The 11,132-nt window shown below is 74.0% G+C and carries 10 protein-coding genes; 4 read left to right on the top strand and 6 right to left on the bottom strand.

Going from position 1 to position 11,132, the window contains the following annotated elements; all coding sequences use genetic code 11:
* The first annotated feature begins 469 nt into the window (after window positions 1-469).
* Window positions 470-1,672 (top strand): amino acid deaminase/aldolase, encoded by a 1,203-nt coding sequence (locus tag AB0L59_RS38745; protein ID WP_365591874.1) that lies wholly within the window; start codon window positions 470-472, stop codon window positions 1,670-1,672.
* Between the two features lie 9 nt (window positions 1,673-1,681).
* Here AB0L59_RS38745 and AB0L59_RS38740 read toward each other — a convergent pair whose 3' ends face one another.
* Genes AB0L59_RS38740 through AB0L59_RS38730 form a run of 3 tightly spaced genes read right to left on the bottom strand, consistent with a single transcriptional unit; the run spans window position 1,682 to window position 5,210 of the window.
* A complete protein-coding gene (locus AB0L59_RS38740) occupies window positions 1,682-2,464 on the bottom strand; it encodes a 3-oxoacyl-ACP reductase (protein WP_365591872.1) in 783 nt (260 codons plus the stop codon).
* A complete protein-coding gene (locus AB0L59_RS38735; protein ID WP_365591869.1) occupies window positions 2,461-3,834 on the bottom strand; it encodes an aldehyde dehydrogenase family protein in 1,374 nt (457 codons plus the stop codon). The genes AB0L59_RS38740 and AB0L59_RS38735 overlap by 4 nt, the downstream gene beginning before the upstream one ends.
* Window positions 3,835-3,845: 11 nt before the next feature.
* Complete coding sequence (locus tag AB0L59_RS38730) at window positions 3,846-5,210, bottom strand: glutamine synthetase family protein (protein ID WP_365591867.1); 1,365 nt, start codon at window positions 5,208-5,210, stop codon at window positions 3,846-3,848.
* A gap of 95 nt (window positions 5,211-5,305) precedes the next feature.
* Between AB0L59_RS38730 and AB0L59_RS38725 the strand changes: the two genes are divergently transcribed.
* Both AB0L59_RS38725 and AB0L59_RS38720 read left to right on the top strand, forming a co-directional pair.
* Window positions 5,306-6,043 (top strand): FCD domain-containing protein, encoded by a 738-nt coding sequence (locus AB0L59_RS38725; protein ID WP_365591864.1) that lies wholly within the window; start codon window positions 5,306-5,308, stop codon window positions 6,041-6,043.
* 52 nt (window positions 6,044-6,095) lie between these two features.
* The gene (locus AB0L59_RS38720; RefSeq protein ID WP_365591862.1) at window positions 6,096-6,779 is read left to right on the top strand and encodes a gamma-glutamyl-gamma-aminobutyrate hydrolase family protein; all 684 of its coding nucleotides are present in this window, start codon (window positions 6,096-6,098) and stop codon (window positions 6,777-6,779) included.
* A gap of 184 nt (window positions 6,780-6,963) precedes the next feature.
* On the opposite strand, the gene AB0L59_RS38715 is transcribed toward AB0L59_RS38720, so the two are convergent.
* The gene (locus AB0L59_RS38715) at window positions 6,964-7,917 is read right to left on the bottom strand and encodes a phosphotransferase (RefSeq protein WP_365591859.1); all 954 of its coding nucleotides are present in this window, start codon (window positions 7,915-7,917) and stop codon (window positions 6,964-6,966) included.
* Between the two features lie 333 nt (window positions 7,918-8,250).
* Window positions 8,251-9,174: a LysR family transcriptional regulator gene (locus AB0L59_RS38710; protein WP_365591857.1), complete on the bottom strand. Its 924-nt coding sequence runs from the start codon at window positions 9,172-9,174 to the stop codon at window positions 8,251-8,253.
* A 71-nt stretch (window positions 9,175-9,245) separates the two neighbouring features.
* Here AB0L59_RS38710 and AB0L59_RS38705 point away from each other — a divergent pair, with 71 nt between their 5' ends.
* On the top strand, window positions 9,246-10,409 hold the full coding sequence (locus AB0L59_RS38705; protein ID WP_365591854.1) for a TDT family transporter: 1,164 nt from the start codon (window positions 9,246-9,248) through the stop codon (window positions 10,407-10,409).
* Here the strand turns inward: AB0L59_RS38705 and AB0L59_RS38700 are convergent.
* Window positions 10,321-11,070, bottom strand: coding sequence for a helical backbone metal receptor (locus AB0L59_RS38700; protein WP_365591851.1), 750 nt, complete (start codon window positions 11,068-11,070; stop codon window positions 10,321-10,323). The two genes, AB0L59_RS38705 and AB0L59_RS38700, sit on opposite strands and share 89 nt — an antisense overlap.
* Window positions 11,071-11,132: the final 62 nt, after the last annotated feature.

The raw sequence follows: 11,132 nt of genomic DNA, 5'->3' as shown, positions 1-11,132 counted from the left end.
TGGAAAACGGCTCGGGCCGCGGCGGGCGGGGGGGGGCCGCGGTCTCCTCGGCGGGGCCGCCCCCGGGGCGCGGGCGCGCCGCCGCGCGGGGTGAAGACCGACGGCTCGTCGTCGGGGTCGTCGGGCGGAGTGGACGGGTGGGGCGGGGTCGAGGGGCGCGGCGGGATGGGAGCGTGGCGCGCTTCCGTGCTCATGCACCCCCCGTTTCCTCGTGCCCGGGCCCGTCCTCACGTACGCGGGCCGCTGCGCTGCTCGGCCGCACCCGGCGCGGAAGCTCCGTACCGGGCACGCATACCCGTACGGCCGGACCGGCATCCCGGTTCAGCCGAAGCGGCCGGGGGCGTTCCGCCGTACCTGCGCGTCACTCTACGGGTTGTCCGGGCCGGAATCAGAACCAGTCCGGGGCGCTGGGGCATCTGCCCGGAACGTCCCCCTACCCTGCGGTAATCCTGTCTGGCAGGCTTCCGTCATGACTGCGCGCGCCGCCGACCGGGCCCGTTACGACCGGGCCACCGCCCATCTCGACGCCCCTCTCGCGATCGTGGACCTGGAGGCGTTCGACGCCAACGCGGCCGACCTCGTGCGCCGGGCCGCCGGCAAGCCGGTCCGGGTCGCCAGCAAGTCGGTTCGCTGCCGATCCCTGTTGGAGCGTGTCCTGGCGAGGGACGGCTTCCAGGGGATCATGTCGTTCACGCTGGCCGAGTCGCTGTGGCTCGCGCGTTCCGGGTTCGACGACGTCCTGCTGGCCTACCCGTCCGCCGACCGGAGCGGCTTCGCCGAGCTGGCCGCCGATCCCAAGCTCGCCGGCGCGGTCACCGTGATGGTGGACGATCCGGCGCACCTCGACCTCATCGACGCCGCCCGCGACGGCGGGCGCGAAGTGGTTCGTGTCTGCCTGGAGTTGGACACCTCGCTGAAGCTGCTCGGTGGCCGGGTCCGGGTCGGGGCGCGGCGCTCTCCGCTGCACTCCCCCGCCCAACTCGCCGAGCTGGCGCGGACGGTGGCGCGGCGTCCGGGCTTCCGGCTGGTGGGGATCATGGCGTACGAGGGGCACGTCGCGGGAGTCGGGGACGCGGTGGCCGGGCGGCCGCTGAGGTCCCGGGCCATCCGGCTGATGCAGGCGACGGCCCGCCGGGAGCTGGCCGAGCGGCGGGCCGCGGTCGTGCGCGCGGTGCGGGCGGTCGTCCCGGACCTGGAGTTCGTCAACGGCGGCGGCACGGGCAGTGTGCAGCACACCGCCGCCGAGGACGCCGTGACCGAGATAGCGGCGGGTTCGGGGCTGTACGTCCCCCGCCTGTTCGACAACTACACGTCGTTCACCGGCCGTCCGGCGGCCCTGTTCGCCCAGCCTGTCGTGCGACGGCCGGGGGTGGGGGTCGTGACCGTGCTCGGCGGTGGCTATCCGGCCTCGGGCGTCGCCGGCACCGACCGGCTGCCGGTGCCGTACCTGCCGGAGGGGCTGCGGTACGACCCCCAGGAAGGGCCCGGCGAGGTGCAGACCCCGCTGCTCGGCTCGCCCGCCGACGACCTCCTCATCGGTGACAAGGTGTGGTTCCGGCACGCCAAGGCGGGCGAGCTGTGCGAGCGGTTCGAGGCGCTGCATCTGATCGAGGGGGACACGGTCACCGCGACCGTGCCCACCTACCGCGGCGAGGGGCAGACCTTCCTCTGACCGGCCGTCCTACAGGGGCGTGACGTACGCGCCCGCGATTCCGCCGTCCACCAGGAAGTCGGTGGCGTTGACGAAGGAGGAGTCGTCGCTGGCCAGGAAGGCGACGGCGGCGGCGATCTCCTCGGCCTCGGCGAACCGGCCCACGGGGATGTGCACCAGGCGGCGCGCGGCGCGCTCGGGGTCCTTGGCGAACAGCTCCCGCAGGAGGGGGGTGTTGACCGGGCCCGGGCACAGGGCGTTGACCCGGATGCCCTCGCGCGCGAACTGCACGCCCAGTTCGCGGGACATGGCCAGCACGCCGCCCTTGGAGGCGGTGTACGAGATCTGTGAGGTGGCCGCGCCCATCCGGGCCACGAAGGACGCGGTGTTGATGATGGAGCCCTTGCCCTGGCGGCGCATGTAGGGGATGGCGGCCTTGCAGCAGAGGTAGACGGAGGTGAGGTTGACCTCCTGGACCCGCTTCCAGGCCTCCAGGCCGGTCTCCAGGATGGAGTCGTCGTCGGGCGGGGAGATGCCGGCGTTGTTGAAGGCGACGTCGACGCTGCCGTAGGTGTCGTACGCGGTCTTGAACAGCGCCTCGACCTGCTCGGGGTCGGTGACGTCGACCTTCACGAAGAGCCCGCCGACCTCGTCGGCGACGGCCTTGCCGCGGGCCTCGTCCACGTCCGCGCAGACCACGTGGGCGCCCTCGGAGGCGAGCCGGCGTGCGGTGGCGAGGCCGATGCCGCTGCCGGCTCCGGTCACGACGGCGGTACGGCCGACCAGGCGGCGGCAAACACTGTTGTCGGTCACTGTGCGGGGCCCTCCGTGCTGATGAAGACGTTCTTGGTTTCGGTGAAGGCGGTCAGGGCGTCGGGGCCCAGCTCGCGGCCGAGGCCGGACTGCTTGAAGCCGCCGAACGGGGTCCAGTAGCGCACGCTGGAGTGGGAGTTGACGGACAGGTTGCCCGCGCGGACGCCCTGGGAGACGCGCAGGGCGCGGCCGACGTCCCGGGTCCAGACCGAGCCGGACAGCCCGTAAGGCGTGTCGTTGGCGAGGCGGACGGCGTCCTGCTCGTCGGTGAAGGGGAGGAGGACGGCGACGGGGCCGAAGATCTCCTCGCGGGCCGCCGCGCTGTCGTGCCGTTCCCCTGTGAGGACGGTCGGCGGGAACCAGAAGCCGGGTCCGTCGGGGACGGTGCCGCGCAGGCCGAGGGCGTCCTCAGGGACGTACGACCGTACGCGCTCCAGCTGCTGACGGGAGATCAGCGGACCCATCTCGGTCTTCTCGTCGGCCGGGTCGCCCACGACCACGGCGGTCAGGGCGCCCGCGAGGAACTCCCGCGCCTCCTCCAGCACCGTCTCCTGGACCAGGATGCGGGTGCGGGCGCAGCAGTCCTGGCCGGAGTTGTCCAGGAAGGAGAAGGGGTCGAGCGCGGACTCGAGGTCGGCGTCGGCGAAGACGATGTTCGGACTCTTGCCACCGAGTTCGAGGGTGACCGGCTTGACGAGCTTCGCACAGCGCTCCATGACCTCGCGGCCGGTGCGGGTGGAGCCGGTGAACACGATCTTGGCGACGTCCGGGTGGTCGACCAGGGCACGTCCGGCGGTGTGGCCGTAGCCGGGCAGCACCTGGAAGACGTGCTCGGGCAGACCCGCCTCCAGGGCGAGTTCGGCGAGGCGGAGCGCGGTGAGCGGGGTGGTCTCGGCGGGCTTGAGAACGACCGCGTTGCCGGCCGCGAGCGCCGGGAAGGAGCCCCAGGCGGCGATCGGCATGGGGAAGTTCCAGGGGGCGATCACGCCGACCACGCCGAGGGGCTCCTGGAAGGTGACGTTCCAGCCGCCGGGCACCGGGATCTGCTTGCCGAGGAGGCGCTCGGCGCCGCCGGCCGCGTACAGCAGCAGGTCGCGGGCGTTGCCGGCCTCCCAGCGGGCGTTGCCGACGGTGTGGCCGGCCTCCCGGACCTCCAGCCCGGCGAGTTCCTCGGTGTGGGCGTCGACCACGTCCGCGAAACGGCGAAGCAGCCGGGCCCGGTCGGCGGGGGCGAGCGCGGCCCACCCGGTCTGGGCGCGCGCGGCCCGTACGACGGCGGCGGCCACGTCCTCCGCGCTCGCGGCGGGAACGGTGGCGACGACCTCTTCCGTGGCGGGGTTGAGGACCGTCAACTCCTCTGTCTCGGACACGTGTCGACCTTTCACAGGCGTTCGAAGGAGCGGCGCAGCTCCCAGTCGGTGACCGCGGCGTCGAAGGCCTCCAGCTCGACGCGCGCCATGTTGCGGTAATGGGCGACGACCTCGTCGCCGAAGGCGGCCCTGGCGATGGGGCTGTTCTCCCACAGCTCGGCGGCCTCGCGCAGGGTGGTGGGGACGTGCTCGAGGCCGGCGGCGTAGGCGTTGCCGGGGCAGGGCTCTGGGAGTTCCAGCTTCTGCTCGATGCCGTACAGGCCGGCCGCGACGAGGCCGGCGACGGCGAGGTGCGGGTTGACGTCCCCGCCGGGCAGGCGGTTCTCGAAGCGCAGGGAGCGGCCGTGGCCGACCACGCGCAGGGCACAGGTGCGGTTGTCGTGGCCCCAGGCGACGGCGGTGGGGGCGAAGGAGCCCGGCTGGAACCGCTTGTAGGAGTTGACGTTCGGGGCGTAGAGGAGCGAGAAGTCGCGCAGGGCGGCCAGCTGTCCGGCGAGGAAGTGCCGCATGACGTCGGACATGCCGCCGGGACCATCTCCGGCCATGGCGTTGGTGCCGTCGGCGTCGGCGAGGGAGAGGTGGATGTGGCAGGAGTTGCCCTCGCGCTCGTTGTACTTGGCCATGAAGGTGATCGACACGCCCTCCTGGGCGGCGATCTCCTTGGCGCCGGTCTTGTACAGCGCGTGCTGGTCGCAGGTGACCAGGGCCTCGTCGTAGCGGAAGGCGATCTCGTGCTGGCCGAGGTTGCACTCGCCCTTGGCGGACTCGACGGTGAGGCCGGCGCCGGCCATGTCGTTGCGCAGGCGGCGCAGCAGGGGCTCGATGCGGCCGGTGCCGAGGATGGAGTAGTCGATGTTGTACTGGTTGGCCGGCGTGAGGCCGCGGTAGCCGGCGTCCCAGGCCTGTTCGTAGGAGTCCTTGAAGACGATGAACTCCAGCTCGGTGCCGACCTGGGCGGTGTAACCGAGTGCGGCGAGCCGCTCCAGCTGGCGGCGCAGGATCTGGCGCGGGGCGGCGACGACCGGGGAGCCGTCGTTCCAGGCGAGGTCGGCGACGAGCAGGGCGGTGCCGGGGTGCCAGGGGATGCGGCGCAGGGTGGCGAGGTCGGGGCGCATGGCGAAGTCGCCGTAGCCGCGGTCCCAGGAGGACATGGCGTAGCCGTCGACGGTGTTCATCTCGGTGTCGACGGCGAGGAGGTAGTTGCAGCCCTCGGTGCCGTGGTGCAGGACCTCGTCGAGGAAGAAGCGGGCGGCGAACCGCTTGCCCTGGAGCCGCCCTTGCATGTCGGGGAAGGCCAGGACGACAGTGTCGATCTCACCGCTCGCGACGAGGGCGTGCAGTTCCTCGACACTGAGCGGGGGTGTGCGGTCTGCCACGGGAGAGCCTCCTTCGGCGCCTTCGCGCTTTTTCGGCCGGGCCGGGAGCCATAAGGTATTGCTCAGAACCATTGCTTGGGAAGGGGGTACGGCGGATGTCGCGGGAGATGGGGTGGCAGGGGCTGGGCGACCGGCTCGCTCCGGTGCTGCGGCCGGTGCGGGCGGGCAACGGCTTCGAGGAGGCACTGGAGCAGATTCTGCAGGTCGTGCGGCTCGGTCTGGTGCCGGGCGGGGAGCGGCTGCCGGCCGAGCGGGAGCTGGCGGAGCGGCTCGGGATCAGCCGGGTGACGCTGCGCGAGGTGCTGAAGGTGCTCCAGGACCAGGGGCTGGTGGAGGCGCGGCGCGGGCGCTACGGGGGAACGTTCGTCCTGCCGCGCACGGACGCCGGCGGCGAGGACGAGCTGCGGCGGCGGATCGCCGAGGTCGACATCGAGGACGTCCTGCGGTTCCGCGAGGTGCTGGAGGTGGGCGCGGCCGGACTGTGCGCGGCGCACGGACTGACCGAGGCGCAGGCGGACCGGCTGCGCGAGGCACTGGCCCGCACGCACGACGCCCCGCTCGCCGACTACCGGCGCCTGGACACGCTGCTGCATCTGACGCTGGCCGAGCTGTGCGGCTCGCCGTCGCTGACGGCGCAGTACGCGGCGGTCCGGGCCACGGTCAACGACCTGCTGGACTGCATCCCGCTGCTGGTGCGCAACCTGGAGCACTCGCAGCGCCAGCACATCGCGCTGGTGGAGGCGGTGCTGGACGGAGACGCGGACGGCGCGCGGGAGATGATGCGCGAGCACTGCGCGGGCACGGCGGCCCTGCTGCGGGGCTTCCTCGCATAGGACGCTTCTGTAAAGGTATGCGGGTGAACCTTTGACTTCCGGGGAGGGTGGCATGACCGTACCGCTGATCGGGATCAGCACCTATCTGGAATCCGGCGCGCGCTGGGGCGTGTGGGAACTGGACGCGGCGCTGCTGCCGGCCGGCTATCCACGGCTGGTGCAGCGGGCCGGCGGGCTGGCCGCGATGCTGCCGCCGGACGCGCCCGACCGCGCGGCGCGGACGGTGGCCCGGCTGGACGGGCTGGTGATCGCCGGTGGCCCGGACGTGGACCCGGCCCGCTACGGCGCCGAGCGCGACCCTCGTACGGGCCCGCCGGCCCCGGCCCGCGACGCCTGGGAACTGGCCCTGATCGAGGCCGCATTGGAGGCCGGAACGCCGGTGCTGGGCATCTGCCGGGGCATGCAGCTGCTGAACGTGGCGCTTGGCGGCACGCTGGTCCAGCACCTGGCGGGGCACGCGGAGGTGGTCGGCGTCTTCGGCGGCCACCCGGTGAAACCGGTGCCGGGCAGCCTGTACGCGGGGATCGTCCCGGAGGAGCTGACCGTGCCCACCTACCACCACCAGGCCGTGGACCGGCTCGGCGCGGGTCTGGTGCCGTCGGCCCATGCGGCGGACGGCACGGTGGAGGCGGTCGAGCTGCCGGCGGACCGGGGCTGGGTGCTGGGCGTGCAGTGGCATCCCGAGATGGGCGAGGACCTGCGGGTCATGCGGGCGCTGGTCGCCGCCGCGGGCTGAGCGGGGCCGCACGGCCCGGCGCCGGCGGTCTCGCGGCCGCCGGGCGACCGCGGTCGCGTCGTGGCCGGTCGCGCAGTTCCTCGCGCCCCCAGGGCGTCTGGAGCGACGCGGTCCACGGCTCCGTGACTGCGCGCAGTCGTGCCTCGGACGGCGTGGCCTGGACGGCCGTGGGTTCGTGACGTCGTCAGAGCCGGTTCCTGAGCCACTCCAGGGCCACGTCGCCCTGGGCGCGCTGGAAGGGGCGCAGGGTGGGCAGCCCCGACGGTGCCGGGTTGAGGGAGCTGCGCAGGAAGTAACCCGTGAGGGCGGCCAGCGCGGCGGTCACGGCGTCCGGTTCGGCGTCCCGGCCCAGGGGGTGCGCGGTGAACACCTCGTCGGGATCGGGGCCGCCCTGGGCCCGCACGCACGGCAGCATGATGAGCAGGTCGAACCAGGGCGCGGCGCGCAGGGCGTGCGGCCAGTCCACGAAGACTACGCCCCCGTCGGGCGTGAGCAGCACGTTGTCCGCGCGCAGGTCGGCGTGGGCCAGAGTGTCCCCCGAGGCGCCCTCGGCCCAGCGGGCCTCGAGCGCGGCGAGGTCGGCGAGATGTCCGGCGGTCCAGGCGCCGAGCCGGTCGCGCACGTCACCGGCCTCGCCGCCGAGAAGCCTGCGCCAGCCGCTGAAGTCCTCGGCCAGGTCCTCGGCGACGGGAGGAACGTCCAGGGGGCACGGCGTGCCGGTGCGGCCGAGCACGGTCACGGCGTCGAGCACCCTGCGCAACTCGTCCGGCCGCCAGGGCACGCACGGCTGACGCCCTCTCACCTCCTCGAAGACCAGCGCCACCCAGGTGCCGTCGTCATACGTCCCGAGCAACCGCGGCGCGGGGACGGCGGCCGGGAGCGCGGCGGCGTTCCGCGCCTCGCGGCGGTGCAGGCCGGGGCTGTGCGGGTTGGCCTCGGCGCTCACCGCCTTGACGAAACCCGTGCCGCCGGCGGCGGTGCGCACCCGGGCCGCCACGCCCGGCGAGAAGCCGCCGCGCTGTGTCTGCGACCGTACGACCGGCGCACCGAGCACCTCGCCCACGGCGTCACGGACGGCGGCGGGGAGGTCTTCCCAAGGGGGGCGGACGCCTGTGGCGGGCGGGGCGGTGGGGGTCATGCCGAGCATGGTGCCGGGTCGCTGCGCGGCACGGCCAAGGGTTTTCCGTGCGGATGGCCGGGCCTCGGCGGATCGCCGCCGCAGAGGTTGCGGATCGCTGCCGGGTCCGGGTTCGTGGGTGGCCGGTCGCGCCCACGCGGCGGAGCCGCACATCGAACACCGCCCCGCGCCCGGGGAGTCGCGGTCGCCGCCCGCTTGGCAGCCGCCGTGACTGCGGGCAGCCGTGCCGCCGGGGCGGCACGGGCTAGCGCCGGCGGTCCCCCTCTGGGGGAGGCACCCTGCCGGCGCCGGCAAGCGTGCCCACCTCCCCCACCCCGACTCAGCCGCACCCGGTCACCCCCGCGTGAGCGACAGCAACTCCCGTGCCGGCCCGGCCGGACGGTGTCCCGTGGGCCAGACCGCGCGCAGGTCCCGGCGCAGCGACACACCCTCCACCGGGATGCTGACCAGGCGTCGCATCGCCAGTTCCTCCCCCACCGCCAGTTCGCTGAGGACCGAGGGGCCCGCGCCGCTGACCGCGGAGGCCTTGACCGCCGTGGTCGAGGACAGCTCGATCAAGGGGCGGGCCAGGCCGCCCAGGGCCGCGTCGAGCACCTGGCGGGTGCCGGAGCCGCGCTCGCGCAGGATCAGGGGGGTGGCCGCCAGCTCCTGCGGGGTGAGGGGGCGCCGGCGGCGGGCCCATGGATGGCCGGGCGCGGTGACGACGATCAGGCGGTCGTGGGCGATGACGACGGAGTCCAGACCCGTCGGCACCGTCAGACCCTCCACGAACCCGACGTCGGCCTCGTCGGTCAGCAGCAGTTCCGCGACCTTCGCCGAATTGCCGGCGAGGAGGGAGACGGCCGTGTCGGGGCGCTCGGCGTGCAGCGCGAGGAGCCAGCCGGGCAGCAGGTACTCGGCGATGGTCATGCTCGCCGCGACCCTGAGGCGCGAGTCCCGCCGGTCCCGCAGCGCCCGCGCGCCCGCGTCGAAGGCCGCCGCCGCCTCCACGACCCGGCGGGCCCAGTCCGTGACCAGGGCGCCGGCGTCCGTGAGGCGGGAGCCGCGCGGCGAGCGGTCGACCAGGGCCACGCCCAGCTGCCGTTCCATGGAGCGGATCCGGCTGCTGGCGGCGGGCTGGGTGATGCCGACCTCGCGCGCCGCGGCGCCGAGACTGCCCAGCCGGGCCACCGCCAGCAGCAGCTCCAGGGCAGCCAGGTCGGGCACCCGGTGTGCCAGTGATTCCGTGCGCTCCTGCTGCCCCTCCGCCTCGCTCATAAGACCAGCTTATGTCCTCATAGCAAGGAACCGCCTGGTCAGCGGCGGCCGGAGGCACGACAGTGGGAACCATGGTCACCGCAGTCCAACCGCTGTCAGCCGTCCCCCTCCCGCGTGCCGCCCGCGTCCGCCACCTCGGCCCCCACTGGTACGCAGCCGTCATGGGCACGGCCATCGTCGCCTTGGCCGGCGTGGCGCTGCCCGGGCACGTGAACGGTGTGCCCGACGTCCTCGCGGGAGTGTGGGCGCTGTCCCTGGTCATGCTGGCGGTCCTGCTGACGGCCCGGACCCTGCACTGGATCCACCACCGCGACAAGGCCCGCGCCGATCTCCTCGACCCGGCCGTGGTCCCCTTCTACGGCTGTCTGTCGATGGCCCTGCTGGCCGTCGGCGGCGGCGCCCTGACGGTCGGGCAGCGTGTGATCGGAACCGGCACAGCCGTCGTCCTGGACGCCGTACTGTTCACCGCCGGCACGGCGGTCGGACTGGGGGCCGCCGTGGCCGTCCCGTACCTGATGGCCGTACGTCATCACGTCGAGCCCGCGCAGGCGGCCCCGGCATGGCTCCTGCCGCTGGTCGCGCCCATGGTGTCGGCCGCGCTCGGCCCGCTGCTGGTGCCGCACCTGCCGGCGGGGCAGCCCCGCGAGACCCTGCTGCTGGCCTGCCTCGCGCTGTTCGGGCTGAGCCTGTTCGCGTCGCTGCTGATGCTGGCACTGGTCTTCGCCCGGCTGCTCTCGGGCCCGCTGCCGCTCGCGCTCACCCCCACCGTGTTCCTGGTCCTGGGTCCGCTCGGGCAGTCCACCACCGCGGTCGGCAGGATCGCGGACGCGGCTCCGGGGGTCGTACCGGCTCCGTACGCCCGTGGCCTCGGCGTCTTCGTGATGCTGTACGGGGTGCCGGTCATGGGGTTCGCGCTGCTGTGGCTGGCGCTGGCGACCGCGCACGTGGTCCGGGGCCGCCGGCAGGGCATGGGTTTCACGATGTCCTGGTGGGCGCTCACCTTCCCGGTGGGCACCTGTGTCACCGGCGCACTGGCACTGGCCCGGCACACCGGTCTCGTGGCCTACGACGGGCTGGCCGTCGGGCTGTACGCCGTCCTCACCGCCGCCTGGCTCGCGGCCGCCGCCGGCACCGTGCGCGGTCTGCTCAGCGGCGAGCTGCTCGCAGCGCCTCGGACAGCACCCCTGGCGCCTCGGCCAGGGACGGGCCGTACCAGGTCAGATGCCGCCCGCTGACCAGGGCGCAGGGCAGGCCGGGGAAGGCCTCCGGGCCGTCGTCGGCGGTGAAGCGGTAGGGCTCGTCGGGCAGGACCACCAGGTCCGGGGCCGCGGCGCGCAGCTCCTCCAGCGGGACACGGGGGTAGCGCTCGGCGTGGCCGGCGTACAGGTGGTGCACGCCGAGCCGGGCCAGGACGTCGCCCGCGAAGGTGTCGCGGCCGAGGACCATCCAGGGCCGGCGCCAGATCGGCACGACCGCCGTCGTACGGCCCCGCGCCCGCGCCGGCCCCGCCCAGGCGGCCTCCGCCTCCGCCAGCCACCGCGGGCGTCCCGGCGCGCCGCAGGCGACGAGCACCCGTTCCAGCTCGGCGAAGGCCTGCGGAACGCTCCGCACCTCGGTGACCAGCACGTCCAGGCCCGCGGCGCGCAGCGCCTCGAGGTCAGGGGCCCGGTTCTCCTCCTCGTTGGCGATCACCAGCTCGGGGGCGAGGGCGAGGATGCGGTCGAGCTGGGGGTTCTTGGTGCCACCGATCCGGGTGACGTCCAGGTCGGCCGGGTGGGTGCACCAGTCGGTGGCGCCGACCAGGGCTCCGGGCAGCGTGACGGCCACCGCCTCGGTCAACGAGGGAACCAAGGAGACGATCCGCGCCCCGACGGGGCGCGGGGCTGTGTCCGGCATGCGGCTGCCGCCGCGCGAACGCGACCAGCCCCGACGAACCTGCGGACGCTCGACGGCCAATC

Source organism: Streptomyces sp. NPDC052109 (assembly GCF_040680195.1).
Classification (GTDB): domain Bacteria; phylum Actinomycetota; class Actinomycetes; order Streptomycetales; family Streptomycetaceae; genus Streptomyces.
The sequence above is the reverse complement of the archived record's forward strand: the minus strand, read 5'-3'. Positions and strand labels throughout refer to the sequence as shown.

Excerpts from the sequence above, each read along its gene's own strand:
- AB0L59_RS38745 (WP_365591874.1), top strand. The coding sequence starts at position 470 with ATGACTGCGCGCGCCGCCGACCGGGCCCGTTACGACCGGGCCACCGCC.
- AB0L59_RS38725 (WP_365591864.1), top strand. The coding sequence starts at position 5,306 with ATGTCGCGGGAGATGGGGTGGCAGGGGCTGGGCGACCGGCTCGCTCCG.
- AB0L59_RS38720 (WP_365591862.1), top strand. The coding sequence starts at position 6,096 with ATGACCGTACCGCTGATCGGGATCAGCACCTATCTGGAATCCGGCGCG.
- AB0L59_RS38715 (WP_365591859.1), bottom strand. The coding sequence starts at position 7,917 with ATGACCCCCACCGCCCCGCCCGCCACAGGCGTCCGCCCCCCTTGGGAA.
- AB0L59_RS38710 (WP_365591857.1), bottom strand. The coding sequence starts at position 9,174 with ATGAGCGAGGCGGAGGGGCAGCAGGAGCGCACGGAATCACTGGCACAC.
- AB0L59_RS38705 (WP_365591854.1), top strand. The coding sequence starts at position 9,246 with ATGGTCACCGCAGTCCAACCGCTGTCAGCCGTCCCCCTCCCGCGTGCC.
- AB0L59_RS38700 (WP_365591851.1), bottom strand. The coding sequence starts at position 11,070 with ATGCCGGACACAGCCCCGCGCCCCGTCGGGGCGCGGATCGTCTCCTTG.